Consider the following 16,523-nt stretch of genomic DNA (forward strand, 5'->3'; position numbering starts at 1 on the left):
ATTTCGGTGCATGTCGTACTCGCCGGCGGAGGAACCGCGGGCCACATCGAGCCCGCGCTCGCCCTCGCGGACGCCCTGCGCAGGCAGGACCCGACCGTGGGCATCACGGCCCTGGGCACGGAACGCGGTCTGGAGACGCGCCTGGTGCCCGAACGCGGCTACGAGCTGGCGCTGATCCCGGCCGTCCCGCTGCCCCGCAAGCCCACCCCGGAGCTGATCACCGTGCCCGGCCGGCTGCGCGGCACCATCCGGGCCGCCGAGGAGATCCTGGAGCGCACCAAGGCCGACGCCGTGGTCGGCTTCGGCGGCTACGTGGCGCTGCCCGGCTACCTGGCCGCCAAGCGCCTGGGCGTGCCGATCGTCATCCACGAGGCCAACGCCCGCCCCGGCCTGGCCAACAAGATCGGCTCCCGGTACGCCTCCCGCGTCGCCGTCGCCACCCCGGACAGCAAGCTGCGCGGAGCCCGCTACATCGGCATCCCGCTGCGCCGCTCCATCGCCACCCTCGACCGGGCCGCCGTGCGCCCCGAGGCGCGCGCCGCCTTCGGTCTCGACCCCAACCTGCCCACGCTGCTGGTGACCGGCGGCTCGCAGGGCGCCCGCCGCCTCAACGAGGTGATCCAGCAGGTCGCCCCGCGCCTCCAGCAGTCCGGCGTCCAGATCCTGCACGCGGTCGGCCCGAAGAACGAACTGCCCCAGGTCCACCAGATGCCGGGCATGCCCCCGTACATCCCGGTCGGTTACCTGGACCGGATGGACCTCGCCTACGCGGCGGCCGACATGATGCTCTGCCGCGCGGGCGCGATGACCGTGGCCGAGCTCTCCGCCGTGGGGCTGCCCGCCGCCTACGTGCCGCTGCCCATCGGCAACGGCGAACAGCGGCTCAACGCCCAGCCGGTGGTCAAGGCAGGCGGCGGCATGCTGGTCGACGACGCGGAACTGACCCCGGAATGGGTCCTGCAGAGCGTCCTGCCCGTGCTCACCGACCCGCACCGGCTCTACCAGATGTCCCGCTCCGCCGCCGAGTTCGGCCGCCGGGACGCCGACGAACTGCTCGTCGGCATGGTCTACGAGGCCATCGCGGAGGCCCGCCGCGCCTGACCGGCACGGCGGACCGGTGACGGAGGCGGCGCCCGGCAGGGGCGCCGGGACGCGGTACCAGACGCGCAGCACGACGGAGGGCAGGGAGCGTGGCCGGAACGACGACCGCCGAACGCGGTGAACGCCGCCGGGAGCCGGCCGGGGAACCCGGGCCCGCGCCCTCCTGGCGCGACCGCCTCCCCGCCCCGCCGCGCCCGCGCACCCTGGTGGCCGGCGGCGCCGTCGCGGCGCTGCTGGCCGCCGGCGTGCTCTGGCTGCTGTACGGCTCGCCCTGGCTGCGGGTGGACGAGGTCCGCGTCACCGGCACCACCGTCCTCGGCGAGGACGAGGTGCGCCGGGCCGCCGCCGTCCCGCCGGCGCTGCCGCTCGCCTCGGTGGACACCGACGAGCTCGAGGCCCGCGTCCGCGCGGAGCTGCCGCGGGTGGAGTCGGTGGAGGCGGACCGGGACTGGCCGAACGGCGTCACCCTGAAGGTCACCGAACGCACCGCCGTCCTGATCCTCGCCGAGCGGGGGCGGTTCGTGGAGGTCGACGCCTCGGGCACCCGGTTCGCCACCCTCCCGAAGGCGCCGGAGTCCGTCCCGCTGCTCGAACTCGACCCCTCCACCGAGGAGTCCGCCCGGTCCTCGCTGCGCCGCTTCGGCCGCGACCGGCTGTTGGGCGAGGCGGTGCGGGTGGCGGGGGACATCCCGGACGCGATCGCCCGCGACACCCGCGCCGTCAAGGTCCGTACCTTCGACGCCTTCTCGCTGGAACTCGAGGACGGACGCACGGTGGTGTGGGGGAGCCCGGAGGAGGGCGAGGCCAAGGCCCGTACCCTGCGCGCCCTGATGAAGGCAACCCCGAAGGCCCGTCATTTCGACGTCAGCGTTCCCTCCGCCCCTGCGTCATCAGCGAGTTGACGCACATCAGCGCAGGCCAGCACCCGGACTGGGCACCGGCGCGCTTGATCACATAGGGTGAAAAGAAAAGCGGGAGGTTCGGCGTGTTCGTTGAACGTGCGCCACTTGTCGACCTAGTGTCCTGTTCGGAAGAGTCCAGGGAACAGACACACTGGTAACCCTAAACTTCACCGTTAGGGTTCGGGTCGGCGTTCGGACCGTCCCATTCGGCATCAGCCGGTGCTTCGCGGGGAACCCGCGAGGCATCCGGCACGTAACTCGAGGCGAGAGGCCTTCGACGTGGCAGCACCGCAGAACTACCTCGCAGTCATCAAAGTCATCGGTGTCGGCGGCGGTGGTGTCAATGCCATCAACCGGATGATCGAGGTCGGTCTCAAGGGCGTCGAGTTCATCGCCATCAACACCGACGCTCAGGCGCTGTTGATGAGCGACGCCGACGTCAAGCTCGACGTCGGCCGCGAACTCACCCGCGGACTCGGCGCCGGCGCCAACCCGGCGGTCGGCCGCAAGGCCGCCGAGGACCACCGCGAGGAGATCGAGGAGGTCCTCAAGGGGGCCGACATGGTCTTCGTGACGGCCGGCGAGGGCGGCGGCACCGGCACCGGCGGCGCGCCCGTGGTGGCCAACATCGCCCGCTCGCTGGGCGCGCTCACCATCGGTGTGGTCACCCGCCCGTTCACCTTCGAGGGGCGCCGCCGCGCCAACCAGGCGGAGGACGGCATCGCCGAACTCCGCAACGAGGTGGACACCCTCATCGTCATCCCCAACGACCGGCTGCTGTCCATCTCGGACCGCCAGGTCTCGGTCCTCGACGCCTTCAAGTCGGCCGACCAGGTCCTGCTCTCCGGCGTCCAGGGCATCACCGACCTGATCACCACGCCGGGCCTCATCAACCTCGACTTCGCCGACGTCAAGTCCGTGATGTCCGAGGCGGGCTCCGCGCTGATGGGCATCGGCTCCGCCCGCGGCGACGACCGCGCGGTGGCCGCCGCCGAGATGGCGATCTCCTCGCCGCTGCTCGAGGCCTCCATCGACGGCGCCCGCGGCGTCCTGCTCTCCATCTCCGGCGGCAGCGACCTCGGCCTCTTCGAGATCAACGAGGCGGCCCAGCTGGTCAGCGAGGCGGCCCACCCCGAGGCGAACATCATCTTCGGCGCGGTCATCGACGACGCGCTCGGCGACGAGGTCCGGGTCACCGTGATCGCCGCCGGCTTCGACGGCGGCCAGCCGCCGGCCAAGCGGGAGAACGTCCTCGGCTCCGCCTCCGCCAAGCGCGAGGAGCCGGCCGCCCCGGCGCGGCCCGCCGAGACCGCCCGTCCCTCCTTCGGGTCGCTCGGCAGCGTGACCCCCAAGGAGGAGACCCCCGCCCCCGCTCCCGCCCCGGCCCCCGAGCCGGCGGCCGAGCAGCGCCCGGCCCCCGCGCCGGTCCCGCCGGTGATCCCCCCGCTCCCGCAGTCCCGCACCTACCCGGACAGCATGGCCGAGGAGCTGGACGTCCCGGACTTCCTGAAGTGACACTTCCCCAGTGATAGATCAGCGCGAAAGCGTGAGCGGCGCGCACTTCGCCTTCACCGACAGGTGGGGCGGGGTGAGCGCCGCTCCGTATGAGGAGCTCAACCTCGGCGGCGCGGTCGGAGACGACCCGGCCGCCGTTCTGGCGAACCGGAAGCTGACCGCACAGGCACTCGGCCTCGACCCCGGCAGGGTGGTCTGGATGAACCAGGTCCACGGCGCCGACGTCGCCGAGGTCGACGGCCCCTGGGGCGACGAGGCGGAGATCCCCTCCGTCGACGCCCTGGTCACCGCCCGCCGCGGCCTGGCCCTCGCGGTCCTCACCGCCGACTGCGTCCCCGTCCTCCTCGCCGACCCGGTGGCCGGCGTCGCCGCCGCGGCGCACGCCGGCCGGCCGGGCATGGTGGCCGGGGTGGTCCCGGCAGCGGTCGCGGCGATGGTCCGGCTGGGCGCCGACCCCGCCCGGATCACGGCGCTCACCGGCCCGTCCGTGTGCGGGCGGTGTTACGAGGTGCCGGACGGGATGCGCGCCGAGGTCGCCGCCGTGGAACCCGCCTCCCACGCCGAGACCTCCTGGGGAACCCCCGCCGTGGACGTGGCCGCCGGGGTGCACGCCCAGCTGGAGCGGCTGGGGGTGGGTGACGCCCGGCGTTCGCCGGCGTGCACCATGGAGTCGCATGATCATTTCTCGTACCGCCGCGACCGCGCCACCGGCCGGCTCGCGGGGTACGTCTGGCTGGACTGACGAGGCATGACGGAACGCTCTGTGAACGAACGCGGCGAGGAACTCGCGGCTAACCTCGCCCGGGTGGAGAGCCGGATCACCGCGGCGTGCGAGGCCGCGGGCCGGTCGCGCGACGAGGTGACCCTGATCGTGGTCACCAAGACCTATCCGGCGAGCGACGTGCGGATCCTGGCGGAACTCGGGGTCCGGCACGTGGCCGAGAACCGCGACCAGGACGCCGCCCCGAAGGCGGCGGCCTGTGCGGATCTGCCGCTTTCGTGGCATTTCGTCGGCCAGTTGCAGACCAACAAGGTCCGGTCCGTGGCGGGTTATGCCGACATGGTGCAGTCCGTGGACCGGGACCGGCTGGTCACCGCCCTCTCCAAGGAGGCGGTGCGGACCGGCCGGGAGATCGGGTGCCTGATCCAGGTCGCGCTGGACGCCGAGGAGCGGGGCCGGGGCGAGCGCGGCGGGGTGGCGCCCGACGGCGTCGAGGAGTTGGCCGCCCTGATCGCCTCGTCGGAGGGCCTGAGGCTGGGCGGACTGATGACCGTCGCCCCGCTCACCGGACAATATGCGGGGCGTCAACGGGCGGCCTTCGACCGGCTGATGGATTTGTCGACTGTCCTGCGCCGAGCCCATCCGACTGCAACCATGGTGTCGGCAGGGATGAGTGCGGACCTCGAGGACGCCGTTGCCGCCGGAGCGACACACGTACGCGTCGGCAGTGCGGTACTCGGAGTACGTCCCGGGCTCGGGTAACGTCGCCAAGAGTCGGACCACAACAGAAAATATGGTCTTTTCCGCCGAATGGCGGGCAGAACGACCTCGTGGATCGCGGGGACGTGGCAGTCGTCAGCCGATCCACCACAGAGCGGAGGACTCAGAGCATGGCCGGCGCGATGCGCAAGATGGCGGTCTACCTCGGCCTCGTGGAGGACGATGGGTACGACGGCCGGGGTTTCGACCCCGACGACGACTTCGAACCGGAACTCGACCCTGAGCCGGAGCGTGACCGTCACCGACACGAGTCAGCACACACGTCGCACAGTTCACACTCGGCACATGGTTCGCACCAGCCGCAAAGGGAAGAACCGGTACGAGTGGTGCAGCCCCCGGCGCCCCGCGAACCGGCTCCCGCCACCGTCGCCCCAGCGGCGGAGACGAGCCGGCCGGCGCGGATCGCCCCCGTGGCATCCATCACACAGGAACGTCAGAGTCTGGAGAAGAGCGCGCCGGTGATCATGCCCAAGGTCGTGTCGGAGAGGGAGCCGTACAGGATCACCACCCTCCACCCGCGGACCTACAACGAGGCCCGTACCATCGGGGAACACTTCCGTGAGGGCACTCCGGTGATCATGAATCTGACGGAGATGGACGACACGGACGCGAAGCGGCTCGTCGACTTCGCGGCGGGTCTGGTGTTCGGTCTGCACGGCAGTATCGAGCGGGTGACGCAGAAGGTGTTCCTGCTGTCTCCTGCTAACGTCGATGTCACGGCGGAGGACAAGGCCCGCATCGCAGAGGGCGGGTTCTTCAACCAGAGCTGAGAAGTACCGGGTGACGCAAGACACAGGGGAGAGGGAAGCAGGAGATCATGAGCGTGTTCTGGGACGTGGTCTACATCGCGCTGATGTGTTTCCTCCTCGTCCTGATCTTCCGGTTGGTCATGGACTACGTGTTCCAGTTCGCCCGCTCGTGGCAGCCCGGAAGGGCGATGGTGGTCGTATTGGAGGCCACCTACACTGTCACCGATCCACCGCTCAAGCTTCTGCGGCGGTTCATCCCGCCGTTGCGTCTCGGGGGCGTGGCGCTCGACCTGTCCTTCTTCGTACTGATGATCATCGTCTACATCCTGATCTCCGTCGTGAGCCGGCTGTGAGCGCGATGTGAATGACGTTCTTGCCGAAAGCCGACGACTACGTTGAGGTGAAGAGATGCCGTTGACCCCCGAGGACGTGCGGAACAAGCAGTTCACGACCGTCCGCCTCAGGGAAGGCTACGACGAAGACGAGGTCGATGCCTTCCTCGATGAGGTCGAAGCCGAACTGACCCGACTGCTCCGGGAGAACGAGGACCTCCGCGCCAAGCTGGCCGCGGCCACCCGTGCTGCCGCGCAGAACCAGCAGCAGGGCATGCGGAAGGGTCCCGACGGACCCGGCGGCCCGCAGGGTCCGGGCGGTCCCCAGGACCAGGGTCCCGGCATGCGCGGTCCCGGTGGTCCTGTCCCCGCCGGGATATCGGGACCCCCGCAGCAGCACGGCGGCCCCATGGGTGGCCCGCCGCAGCTGCCGAGCGGTGCCCCGCAGCTTCCCGCCGGCCCCGGCGGCCCGCAGGGCCCCGGTGGCCACGGTCCCCAGGGTCCCGGCGGTCACGGCCCCCAGGGCCACGGCCCGCAGGGTCCCGGTCCGATGGGCCAGGGTGGCCCCGGTCCGATGGGCCAGCCGATGCACGGTCCCGGTCCGATGGGCGGCCCCATGGGCGGTCCCGGCGGCCCGATGGGCGGCCCCGGCCAGGGTCCCGGTGGCGACAGCGCCGCGCGCGTCCTGTCGCTGGCCCAGCAGACCGCCGACCAGGCGATCGCCGAGGCCCGGTCCGAGGCCAACAAGATCGTCGGCGAGGCCCGCAGCCGCGCCGAGGGTCTGGAGCGTGACGCCCGGGCCAAGGCCGACGCCCTGGAGCGGGACGCGCAGGAGAAGCACCGCGTCGCGATGGGCTCCCTGGAGTCCGCCCGCGCCACGCTGGAGCGCAAGGTCGAGGACCTGCGCGGCTTCGAGCGCGAGTACCGCACGCGGCTGAAGTCCTACCTGGAGTCGCAGCTGCGGCAGCTGGAGTCCCAGGCGGACGACACGCTGGCGCCGCCGCGGACGCCGGCTCCGTCCGGTGCGCCGTCGCTGCCCCCGCCGCCGGCCCCGTCGATGGCTCCGGCCGGTGCCGGGTCCGCGTTCGGCGGCGGTCAGGGCATGAACGGCGGCCCCGGTCCGTCCTCCGCCTTCGGCGGTGGCCCGGGCGGCGGCGGCAACGGCCAGCCGCAGATGTCGCCGGCCATGACGCAGCCGATGGCGCCGGTGCGGCCGCAGGGTCCCGGCCCGATGGGCCAGGCTCCCTCGCCGATGCGCGGGTTCCTGATCGACGAGGACGACAACTGACGGCCCGCGGCTAGCGGTACGCCTGTCGTCGGCGTTCAGTAGGGCGGTGCCCCGAACCTCAGGGTTCGGGGCACCGCCCTTTCGCCGTGCGGCACTTGCTTTCCGCGGTGCGAGCCGCGGCGTGCACACGGGACCGCCCGCGCCCGGCGGTGCCGCCGGCCCAGCCGCCCGCAACAGGTCGTCCGTACTGCGAGGGCATGGCTTCGGGAGGGGTGGGGGAGGAGCCGCGCGTGGCGCCCGGGAACGGCCGAGGCCCGGTTTCCCCGCGCGGGGAAACCGGGCCTCGGGTGCCGCAGGGGTTACGCCTTGCGGAGACGGAACTCCAGGGAGAGGCCCTCGTCCGTGAACGGGGCGCCGAACGTGCCGTCCGCCTCGCCCTGGGCGAAGTCGGTCGCGAGGACCTCGTCGGCGACCAGGCCCGCGTGGGCGGTGAGCGCCTCGGCGACCGCCGGGTCCGTCGAGGACCAGCGCAGCGCGATGCGGTCCGCCACGTCCAGGCCGCTGTTCTTGCGCGCCTCCTGGATCAGGCGGATCGCGTCACGCGCCAGGCCGGCCCGCCGCAGCTCCTCGGTGATCTCCAGGTCCAGGGCGACCGTCGCGCCCGAGTCGGAGGCCACCGACCAGCCCTCGCGCGGGGTCTCCGTGACGATGACCTCCTCCGGGGAGAGGGTGACCGTCTCGCCCTCGACGTCGACCGTGGCCGTGCCCGTCTCCCGCAGCGCGGCGGACAGCGCGGCGGCGTCCGCGGCGGCGACGGCCTTGGCGACCTCCTGCACGCGCTTGCCGAACCGCTTGCCCAGCGCGCGGAAGTTGGCCTTGGCGGTCGTGTCGACCAGCGAACCGCCCACCTCGGAGAGCGAGGCCAGCGCGGCCACGTTGAGCTCCTCGGCGATCTGGGCGCGCAGTTCCTCGCCCAGGCGCTCGAAGCCGGAGACCGCGACCAGCGCCCGGGAGAGCGGCTGACGCGTCTTGACGCCCGACTCGGCGCGGGTGGCGCGGCCCAGCTCCACCAGGCGGCGCACCAGCGCCATCTGCTGCGACAGCTCCTCGTCCACGGAGGACAGGTCGGCCTCCGGCCAGGAGGACAGGTGGACCGACTCCGGGGCGTCCGGGACGACCGGGACGACGAGGTCCTGCCAGACGCGCTCGGTGATGAACGGCGTGAGCGGCGCCATCAGCTGGGTGACGGTCACCACCACGTCGTGCAGGGTCCGCAGGGCGGCCTTGTCGCCCTGCCAGAACCGGCGGCGGGAGCGGCGGACGTACCAGTTGGACAGGTCGTCCACGAAGGCCGACAGGAGCTTGCCGGCCCGCTGGGTGTCGTAGGACTCCAGGGCCTTGGTCACCTCGGCGGTGAGCGCGTGCAGCTCGGAGAGCAGCCAGCGGTCCAGGATGGGGCGCTCGGCCGGGGCCGGGTCGGCCTCGCCCGGGGCCCACCCGGCGGTGCGGGCGTACAGGGCCTGGAAGGCGACGGTGTTCCAGTAGGTGAGGAGCGTCTTGCGGACGACCTCCTGGATGGTGCCGTGGCCCACGCGACGGGCCGCCCAGGGGGAACCGCCGGCCGCCATGAACCAGCGCACCGCGTCGGCGCCGTGCTGGTCCATCAGCGGGATCGGCTGGAGGATGTTGCCCAGGTGCTTGGACATCTTCCGGCCGTCCTCGGCGAGGATGTGGCCGAGGCAGACCACGTTCTCGTACGAGGACTTGTCGAAGACGAGCGTGCCGACCGCCATCAGCGTGTAGAACCAGCCGCGGGTCTGGTCGATCGCCTCGGAGATGAACTGGGCCGGGTAACGGCTCTCGAACAGCTCCTTGTTCTTGTACGGGTAGCCGTACTGCGCGAACGGCATGGAACCCGAGTCGTACCAGGCGTCGATGACCTCGGGGACGCGCACGGCGGTGTGCGCGCAGCCCTCCTCGGGGCAGGCGAAGGTCACGTCGTCGATGAACGGGCGGTGCGGGTCGAGGTCCGACTGGTCGGCGCCGGTCAGCTCGGAGAGCTCGGCGCGGGAGCCGACACAGGTGAGGTGGCCCTCCTCGCAGCGCCAGATCGGCAGCGGGGTGCCCCAGTAGCGGGCGCGGGAGAGCGCCCAGTCGATGTTGTTGTCCAGCCAGTCGCCGTAGCGGCCGTGCTTGACGCTCGCGGGGAACCAGTTGGTCTTCTCGTTCTCCTCGATCAGCCGGTCCTTGACCGCGGTGGTGCGGATGTACCAGGACGGCTGCGCGTAGTAGAGGAGCGCGGTGTGGCAGCGCCAGCAGTGCGGGTAGCTGTGCTCGTACGGCAGGTGCAGGAAGAGCAGACCGCGCTCCTGCAGGTCCGCGGTCAGCGCCTCGTCGGCCTTCTTGAAGAAGACGCCGCCGACCAGCGGGAGGTCCTCCTCGAAGGTGCCGTCGGGGCGCACCGGGTTGACCACCGGCAGGCCGTAGCCGCGGCAGACCTTGAGGTCGTCCTCACCGAAGGCGGGGGACTGGTGGACCAGACCCGTACCGTCCTCGGTGGTCACATACTCGGCGTTGACGACGAAGTGAGCCTCGGAGGGGAACTCCACCAGCTCGAACGGGCGCTGGTAGGTCCAGCGTTCCATCTCCGCGCCGGTGAAGGACTCGCCGGTGGGCTCCCAGCCCTCGCCGAGGGCCTTGGCGACCAGCGGCTCGGCGACGACCAGCTTCTCCTCGCCGTCGGTGGCGACCACGTAGGTCACCTCCGGGTGGGCGGCGACCGCGGTGTTGGACACCAGGGTCCACGGGGTGGTCGTCCACACCAGGAGGGAGGCCTGGCCGGCCAGCGGGCCGGAGGTCAGCGGGAAGCGGACGTAGACCGAGGGGTCGACGACCGTCTCGTAGCCCTGCGCCAGCTCGTGGTCGGAGAGGCCGGTGCCGCAGCGCGGGCACCAGGGCGCGACGCGGTGGTCCTGGGCCAGGAGGCCCTTCTTGAAGATCTCCTTCAGCGACCACCAGACGGAGTCCACGTACTCCGGGTCCATGGTGACGTACGCGTCGTCGAGGTCGACCCAGTAGCCCATGCGGGTCGTCAGCTCGGTGAAGGCGTCGGTGTGCCGGGTGACGGACTCGCGGCACTTCGCGTTGAACGCGGCGATGCCGTAGTTCTCGATGTCCTTCTTGCCGGTGAAGCCGAGCTCCTTCTCCACCGCGAGCTCCACGGGCAGGCCGTGGCAGTCCCAGCCCGCCTTGCGGGCCACGTGGTAGCCGCGCATGGTGCGGAAGCGGGGGAAGACGTCCTTGAAGACGCGCGCCTCGATGTGGTGCGCGCCGGGCATGCCGTTCGCGGTGGGCGGGCCCTCGTAGAACACCCACTCGGGGCGGCCCTCGGACTGCTCCAGGGTCTTGGCGAAGATCTTCTGCTGCTCCCAGAACTCGAGCACGGCGTGCTCGAGGGCGGGCAGGTCGACCTGGGCGGGCACCTGGCGGTACGTCGGCGCTGTCATCAGCGGCTTCCTCCAACGGACATTGCTGCCTTCCGTCGGAGGGACGAGAGCCGTGCGCCGTCGGCGCGGTCCCGCGGTACCACCCTCCTTGGCCGCCGGCTCGCGCTCGCGCACGCCCGGTGACCCCCTCATTCGGGTCGCGACGGCCGGGTCTACCGGCCCGGGAACTCCCGGGCGTTCTTCCGGCGGCTCCGGGGTGATCTTCACGTCGTGCTCGCCCCCGGGCTCACACCGTCCCCGGGTCGCTCTGGGCTGCGGGCGCCGCTACTCGTCCCATCCACGCCTTGTCGCTGGGGCCAGTGTAAGGGGCGACGGCGGGTGACGGTGACGGGATTTCCCGGGGCCGTGCGGGCGGATTCGGCCAGGGCCGCACCCGTTCGGCCCTGGTCCGGCGCATACCGGGGCGGCAGATGGGCACAACGCATGCAGCGGCGTGCCCCGTTGCCGCCGGTTACGGGCCGATCTATCGTCCGAGCACGATTCGCGAGCAGGATCACAGCATGTGAGGGGCCGCGGCCATGGTGGCGAAGAGGACCGCCGAACGTGAGTCGGCGTCGGGCACGGCGGACGGCGCCGCGGGGTCCCGCTCCGCGCGAGGCGCCGCCGCGAAGCGGAGCCCGGACAAGGCTCCCGCCGCCGCGAGGAAGCCGGGCACGCGCAGGGCGGCGGAACGGGCCACCGGCGCGACGGCCCCGGCGGGCGACGGACCAGGCACCGAGGCGCCCGCGCGGAAGCGGGCCGGCGGGGCCGGGGCGAAGAGGCCGGGTGGCCGGAAGACCGCGGCGGACCAGGACCCGGGCACCCCGGGCACCCCGGGGACTCCGGCGGACGAGGCTCCGCAGGCTGTGGCGGACGAGGCCGGGAAGCCCGGGAAACCTGGGAAGCCCGTGGCGGGCGAGGTGCCGGGGACTCCGGCGGGTGAGGCCGGGAAGGCCGCGGCGGCCGGTGGCGGAGGGTCGGTGGGCCGGAAGGCGGTTGAGCGGCTGGTGGAGGGGAAGGACACTGCGCGGCCGGGCGGCGGCGATGCCGGGCGTGCGCAGTCGAGGAGCGCCGCCGGACCGGGCGGGAAGGGCCCGGCGCGGACGGCCGGGAGCGAGGAGGCGGCCGCCGCGGACGCGGTGGAGGCCGGTGAGGGTCGGCAGGGTGCCGCGGCGGTGGCCGCGCGGACGGGAGGCAGGGGCGTGAGGGCGAGGAAGAGTTCGGCGGCGGCGGTGCCCAAGGCACGGGTCGAGGCGGGGGACCTGGCGGTCCGCCCCGGCGAGGACCCGTGGACGACCGAGGAGGTCGAGGAGGCCCGCGGCGAGCTCGAGGGCGAGGCGACCCGGCTGCGCGCGGAGATCGCGCAGGCGGAACGCGCCCTGGCCGGGCTGATGCGGGACTCCGGCGACGGCGCGGGCGACGACCAGGCCGACACCGGTGCGAAGAACATCACGCGCGAGCACGAGCTGGCCCTGGCCTCCGCGGCCCACGAGACGCTCAGCCAGACCGAGCGCGCCCTGGAACGCCTGGCGGAGGGCGCGTACGGCCTCTGCGAGAGCTGCGGCAACCCCATCGGCAAGGCCCGCATGCAGGCCTTCCCCCGCGCCACCCTCTGCGTGGAGTGCAAGCAGAAACAGGAACGGAGGCACTGACCACAGCGGCCACGGGGGTCGTGCCGTACGCTCTCCTTCCAGTCAGGTAACCAGGCCGAAGGACTCACGTGGCAGAGGCGGAGCGCATCATCGGTACGCCGGAGACTCCGGACGAGGCGGCAGCCCCGGAGGAGAACGAGGAGCAGCAGCCCCCGCGCGGCAAGCGGCGGGTGGCCGTGCTGATCGCCGTCGCGGTGCTGGCCTACGTCCTCGACCTGGTCACCAAGCTGATCGTGGTGGCGGAGCTGGAGCCGGGGAACCGTTCCGTCGAGCTGCTCGGCGACTGGCTGCGCCTGGACGTGATCCGCAACCCGGGCGCGGCCTTCGGCTTCGGCGAGGCGTTCACCATCCTCTTCACGCTGATCGCGGTCGCCGTGATCGTGGTGATCTTCCGCCTCGCCCGCAAGCTCTACAGCACCCCCTGGGCGATCGCCCTCGGCCTGCTGCTGGGCGGCGCGCTGGGCAACCTCACGGACCGGATCTTCCGCACGCCGGGCGTCTTCGAGGGCGCGGTCGTGGACTTCATCGCGCCGAAGCACTTCGCGGTGTTCAACCTCGCCGACTCGGCGATCGTCTGCGGCGGCATCCTGATCGTGCTGCTCTCCTTCAAGGGCCTCGACCCGGACGGCACCGTCCACAAGGACTGACCGGGAAGGGCCCGCCGCCCGAGGGCGCGGGACGCGCCGTGTCACCCGTCCGGCATACTCGACGGGTGAGCACGATTCCCGAGATCCGAACCCTGCCCGTGCCGGACGGCCTGGAGGGCGAGCGCGTCGACGCCGCCATCTCCCGGATGTTCGGCTTCTCCCGGACCAAGGCGGCCGAGCTGGCCGCGGCGGGCAAGGTGCAGGTCGACGGGGTGGTCGTCGGCAAGTCCGAGCGCGTCTCCGGCGGCGCCTGGCTCGAGGTGGAGATGCCCCAGGCCCCCGCGCCCGTGCAGGTGGTCGCCGAGCCCGTCGAGGGCATGGAGATCGTGCACGACGACGACGACCTGATCGTGATCGTCAAGCCGGTCGGTGTGGCCGCGCACCCCTCGCCGGGCTGGACCGGCCCGACCGTGATCGGGGGGCTGGCCGCGGCCGGCTACCGGATCTCCACCTCCGGCGCCGCCGAGCGCCAGGGCATCGTGCACCGGCTGGACGTCGGCACCTCCGGCCTGATGGTGGTCGCCAAGTCGGAGCACGCGTACACGTCGCTCAAGCGCCAGTTCAAGGAGCGCACGGTCGACAAGCGCTACCACACCCTGGTGCAGGGCCACCCGGACCCGACCAGCGGCACCATCGACGCCCCCGTCGGGCGCCACCCCAGCAGCGACTGGAAGTGGGCGGTCACCGCCGAGGGCAAGCCGTCGGTCACGCATTACGACCTGATCGAGGCCTTCCGCGCGGCGTCCCTGTTGGACGTCAAGCTGGAGACCGGCCGCACCCACCAGATCCGCGTGCACATGTCGGCCCACCGGCACCCCTGCGTCGGCGACCTCACCTACGGCGCCGACCCGACGCTGGCCAAGCGGCTCGGGCTGAGCCGGCAGTGGCTGCACGCCGTCCGCCTCGGCCTGGAGCACCCGGGCACCGGCGAGTGGGTGGAGTTCGTCAGCGAGTACCCGGAGGACCTGAGCAAGGCCCTCGACAAGGTGCGTGAGGAGACCTACGCGTGACCGCCCCCGCCGCGCGGCCCGTGGTGGTCCGGGTCGTCGAGGACCTGGACGACCGTGAGGCCTGCTTCCGGGTCCGCAAGCAGGTGTTCGTCGTCGAGCAGGGCGTCCCGGAGGAGATCGAGTACGACGCGCTGGACGCCCACGCCGTCCACGTGCTGGCCGTCCGCGAGGAGGACGGCGCCCCGCTGGGCACCGGCCGGCTGCTGTACGGCGAGGTCGCCGCGAAGAAGACCGGCGGCGATCCCGCCGTCGGCTCGCTGGGGCGGCTCGCCGTGCTGCCCGAGGCCCGCGGCCTCGGCGTCGGCGTGGCGCTGGTGCGGGGCATCGAGGACGTGGCGCGCGAGCGTGGTCTGAGTGTCGTCGACCTGGGCGCGCAGGTGCACGCCATGGGCTTCTACGAGCGGCTCGGCTACCGGGCGTACGGCCCGGTCTTCGACGACGCCGGCATCCCGCACCGGTCGATGCGGCGCTCCCTCTAGGGCCGGCGCCCCCTCCAGGTCTGGGTCCAGTCCCGGTTCCAGGTCCGGACGGCCCCCGGGGACCGCCCGCCGCCCCGGCTCACTTCTCGAGCCGGGGCTTCGGCATGCCCTCGCGGGCGGCGCGGGCGGGCTGCCGGGCCTGGTCGGCGGTGGGCAGCGGCAGGTGCATCGGCGTCTCCGGGGTGGCCGTGACGATGCGCGGCAGCGCGTAGGGGTGCTCGGCCGCGAGCCAGCGCAGCATCTCCTCGCGGACCGTGACCCGCACCGTCCAGATGTCGTCGGCGTCCTTCGCGGTGACCAGCGCCCGGACCTCCATGGTCGTCGGCGAGGTGTCGGTGACCTGCACGTTGTGGGCGCGGCCGTCCCAGGCGGAGCAGTGGCGCAGGATGTCGCGGAGCTTGTCCCGCATCGCCTCCACCGGGGCGCGGTGGTCGAGCTGCCAGTAGACGACGCCGGTCATCTGGGCGCCGCCGCGGGACCAGTTCTCGAACGGCTTCGAGGTGAAGTACGACACCGGCATGGTGAAGCTGCGTTCGTCCCAGGTGCGGACGGTCAGGAAGGTCAGGGTGATCTCCTCGACGGTGCCCCACTCGCCCTCGACGACCACGGTGTCGCCGATGCGGACCATGTCGCCGAAGGCGATCTGCAGGCCGGCGAAGACGTTGCTCAGCGTGGACTGGGCGGCCACACCGGCGACGATGCCGAGGACACCGGCGGAGGCCAGCAGCGAGGTGCCGGCGGCGCGCATCGCGGGGAAGGTCAGCAGCATCGCGGCGACGGCGACCGTGCCGACGATCGCGGTGACCACGCGCATGATCAGCTCGACCTGGGTCCGCACCCGGCGCACCCGGGCCGGATCGCGGTGGACCCGGGCGTACCGGTCGTAGGAGGCCTCCACCACGGCGCCGGCGATCCGGATCAGCAGCCAGGCGGTGGCGCCGATCAGGAGCAGCGTGAGGATCCGGCCGATCAGCACCCGGTACGAGCCGCCGATCTGGGCCTCGTCCCAGGAGGCGCGGATCAGCGCGACGCACAGGGCGATCTGGTAGGGGATGCGAGCACGCCGCAGCAGACCCCAGGCCGGGGTCTCCGGGTGGCGCTCGTCGGCCTTGCGGAGCAGCTTGTCCGTGGCCCACCCGATGACCAGGGTGAGGAGGACCGAGCCGCCGATGACGATGAGCGGGCGCATGACGTTCTCCATTCGGCGCGCTTATCCGGAACCGGGGAGATGCGAACGCGAAGGTCGTGTGAGCATTGACTCATGAACGTCATGCTCTTCCACTCGACCTACGGCCTGCGCCCCGCCGTGCACGAGGCCGCCGACCGGCTCCGCGCCGCGGGACACCAGGTGTGGACCCCGGACCTCTTCGACGGACGGGTCTTCGAGACGGTCGAGGAGGGCATGGACCACCATGCGAGCGTGGGGGCCGACGAGCTGCTGAAGCGGGCGGTCCTGGCGGCCGCGCCCTACTCCGAGCGCGGGCTGGTCTACGCCGGTTTCTCGCTGGGGGCGGCCACCGCGCAGACCCTGGCGCTCGGCGACGACAAGGCCCGCGGTCTGCTGCTCCTGCACGGCACCTCGGACATCGCCGCGAACGCCTCGGCGGACGACCTGCCGGTGCAGCTCCACGTGGCCGAGCCCGATCCCTTCGAGACGGACGACTGGCTGAGCTCCTGGTACCTCCAGATGCGCCGGGCCGGCGCGGACGTGGAGGTCTTCCGGTATCCCGGGGCCGGCCACCTCTACACCGACCCCGGGCTCCCGGACCACGACGCCGAGGCGGCCGAGGCCACCTGGCGGGTGGCGCTCGGCTTCCTCGACTCGCTCTAGGTCGTGTCCGCAAAGTGGGGGCGTCGTTGGTCTGTTCGTGGTGCGTCGTCATGAGCTGACTGATGAGTCGTGGGCGGTGATCGGGCCGTTG

The 16,523-nt window shown here is 72.4% G+C and carries 16 protein-coding genes; 13 read left to right on the top strand and 3 right to left on the bottom strand.

All coding sequences use genetic code 11. From position 1 onward, the window contains the following. Positions 1 to 6: 6 nt before the first annotated feature. The 8 genes from murG (at position 7) to ACWD3O_RS33245 (ending at position 7,388) form a co-directional block, all read left to right on the top strand. A complete protein-coding gene (murG, locus tag ACWD3O_RS33210) occupies positions 7 to 1,101 on the top strand; it encodes an undecaprenyldiphospho-muramoylpentapeptide beta-N-acetylglucosaminyltransferase (protein WP_451418452.1) in 1,095 nt (364 codons plus the stop codon). Positions 1,102 to 1,190: 89 nt separating this feature from the next. Beyond that, complete coding sequence (locus ACWD3O_RS33215; protein WP_451418453.1) at positions 1,191 to 2,003, top strand: cell division protein FtsQ/DivIB; 813 nt, start codon at positions 1,191 to 1,193, stop codon at positions 2,001 to 2,003. A 279-nt stretch (positions 2,004 to 2,282) separates the two neighbouring features. Continuing rightward, positions 2,283 to 3,518 carry a cell division protein FtsZ gene (gene ftsZ / locus ACWD3O_RS33220; protein WP_451413925.1) on the top strand — a complete coding sequence of 412 codons (1,236 nt, stop codon included), beginning with the start codon at positions 2,283 to 2,285 and terminating at the stop codon, positions 3,516 to 3,518. 10 nt (positions 3,519 to 3,528) lie between these two features. Then, positions 3,529 to 4,260 (top strand): peptidoglycan editing factor PgeF, encoded by a 732-nt coding sequence (pgeF, locus tag ACWD3O_RS33225; protein WP_451418454.1) that lies wholly within the window; start codon positions 3,529 to 3,531, stop codon positions 4,258 to 4,260. Positions 4,261 to 4,266: 6 nt separating this feature from the next. Continuing rightward, the gene (locus ACWD3O_RS33230; protein ID WP_451418455.1) at positions 4,267 to 5,001 is read left to right on the top strand and encodes a YggS family pyridoxal phosphate-dependent enzyme; all 735 of its coding nucleotides are present in this window, start codon (positions 4,267 to 4,269) and stop codon (positions 4,999 to 5,001) included. Positions 5,002 to 5,129: 128 nt separating this feature from the next. Beyond that, positions 5,130 to 5,789, top strand: a complete 660-nt coding sequence (locus ACWD3O_RS33235; protein WP_451413922.1) for a cell division protein SepF — start codon at positions 5,130 to 5,132, stop codon at positions 5,787 to 5,789. Positions 5,790 to 5,836: 47 nt separating this feature from the next. Then, the gene (locus ACWD3O_RS33240) at positions 5,837 to 6,121 is read left to right on the top strand and encodes a YggT family protein (RefSeq protein ID WP_108953862.1); all 285 of its coding nucleotides are present in this window, start codon (positions 5,837 to 5,839) and stop codon (positions 6,119 to 6,121) included. 55 nt (positions 6,122 to 6,176) lie between these two features. Continuing rightward, positions 6,177 to 7,388: a DivIVA domain-containing protein gene (locus tag ACWD3O_RS33245; protein WP_451418456.1), complete on the top strand. Its 1,212-nt coding sequence runs from the start codon at positions 6,177 to 6,179 to the stop codon at positions 7,386 to 7,388. 299 nt (positions 7,389 to 7,687) lie between these two features. Here ACWD3O_RS33245 and ileS read toward each other — a convergent pair whose 3' ends face one another. After that, positions 7,688 to 10,834, bottom strand: coding sequence for an isoleucine--tRNA ligase (gene ileS / locus ACWD3O_RS33250; protein ID WP_451418457.1), 3,147 nt, complete (start codon positions 10,832 to 10,834; stop codon positions 7,688 to 7,690). Between the two features lie 493 nt (positions 10,835 to 11,327). After that, the gene (locus ACWD3O_RS33255) at positions 11,328 to 11,636 is read right to left on the bottom strand and encodes a hypothetical protein (protein ID WP_451418458.1); all 309 of its coding nucleotides are present in this window, start codon (positions 11,634 to 11,636) and stop codon (positions 11,328 to 11,330) included. A gap of 379 nt (positions 11,637 to 12,015) precedes the next feature. Here ACWD3O_RS33255 and ACWD3O_RS33260 point away from each other — a divergent pair, with 379 nt between their 5' ends. The 4 genes from ACWD3O_RS33260 to ACWD3O_RS33275 all read left to right on the top strand — a co-directional run bounded on the left by ACWD3O_RS33260 (position 12,016) and on the right by ACWD3O_RS33275 (position 14,601). Further along, the gene (locus ACWD3O_RS33260; protein ID WP_451418459.1) at positions 12,016 to 12,465 is read left to right on the top strand and encodes a TraR/DksA family transcriptional regulator; all 450 of its coding nucleotides are present in this window, start codon (positions 12,016 to 12,018) and stop codon (positions 12,463 to 12,465) included. Between the two features lie 68 nt (positions 12,466 to 12,533). Further along, positions 12,534 to 13,112, top strand: a complete 579-nt coding sequence (lspA, locus tag ACWD3O_RS33265) for a signal peptidase II (RefSeq protein WP_451418460.1) — start codon at positions 12,534 to 12,536, stop codon at positions 13,110 to 13,112. 65 nt (positions 13,113 to 13,177) lie between these two features. Next, entirely contained in the window at positions 13,178 to 14,122 is a 945-nt protein-coding gene (locus tag ACWD3O_RS33270) for an RluA family pseudouridine synthase (RefSeq protein WP_451418461.1), read from the top strand. Continuing rightward, positions 14,119 to 14,601 carry a GNAT family N-acetyltransferase gene (locus ACWD3O_RS33275; protein ID WP_451413916.1) on the top strand — a complete coding sequence of 161 codons (483 nt, stop codon included), beginning with the start codon at positions 14,119 to 14,121 and terminating at the stop codon, positions 14,599 to 14,601. The genes ACWD3O_RS33270 and ACWD3O_RS33275 overlap by 4 nt, the downstream gene beginning before the upstream one ends. 79 nt (positions 14,602 to 14,680) lie before the next feature. Here the strand turns inward: ACWD3O_RS33275 and ACWD3O_RS33280 are convergent, their stop codons facing one another. Next, positions 14,681 to 15,802, bottom strand: a complete 1,122-nt coding sequence (locus ACWD3O_RS33280) for a mechanosensitive ion channel family protein (protein ID WP_451413915.1) — start codon at positions 15,800 to 15,802, stop codon at positions 14,681 to 14,683. A 60-nt stretch (positions 15,803 to 15,862) separates the two neighbouring features. Between ACWD3O_RS33280 and ACWD3O_RS33285 the strand changes: the two genes are divergently transcribed. Continuing rightward, positions 15,863 to 16,432, top strand: a complete 570-nt coding sequence (locus ACWD3O_RS33285) for a dienelactone hydrolase family protein (protein ID WP_451413914.1) — start codon at positions 15,863 to 15,865, stop codon at positions 16,430 to 16,432. Positions 16,433 to 16,523: the final 91 nt, after the last annotated feature.

The sequence above is a fragment of the Streptomyces sp. NPDC002640 genome (assembly GCF_053592575.1).

Excerpts from the sequence above, each read along its gene's own strand:
- ACWD3O_RS33285 (WP_451413914.1), top strand. The coding sequence starts at position 15,863 with ATGAACGTCATGCTCTTCCACTCGACCTACGGCCTGCGCCCCGCCGTG.
- ACWD3O_RS33240 (WP_108953862.1), top strand. The coding sequence starts at position 5,837 with ATGAGCGTGTTCTGGGACGTGGTCTACATCGCGCTGATGTGTTTCCTC.
- ACWD3O_RS33280 (WP_451413915.1), bottom strand. The coding sequence starts at position 15,802 with ATGGAGAACGTCATGCGCCCGCTCATCGTCATCGGCGGCTCGGTCCTC.
- ACWD3O_RS33235 (WP_451413922.1), top strand. The coding sequence starts at position 5,130 with ATGGCCGGCGCGATGCGCAAGATGGCGGTCTACCTCGGCCTCGTGGAG.
- ACWD3O_RS33230 (WP_451418455.1), top strand. The coding sequence starts at position 4,267 with ATGACGGAACGCTCTGTGAACGAACGCGGCGAGGAACTCGCGGCTAAC.
- ACWD3O_RS33245 (WP_451418456.1), top strand. The coding sequence starts at position 6,177 with ATGCCGTTGACCCCCGAGGACGTGCGGAACAAGCAGTTCACGACCGTC.
- ileS (WP_451418457.1), bottom strand. The coding sequence starts at position 10,834 with ATGACAGCGCCGACGTACCGCCAGGTGCCCGCCCAGGTCGACCTGCCC.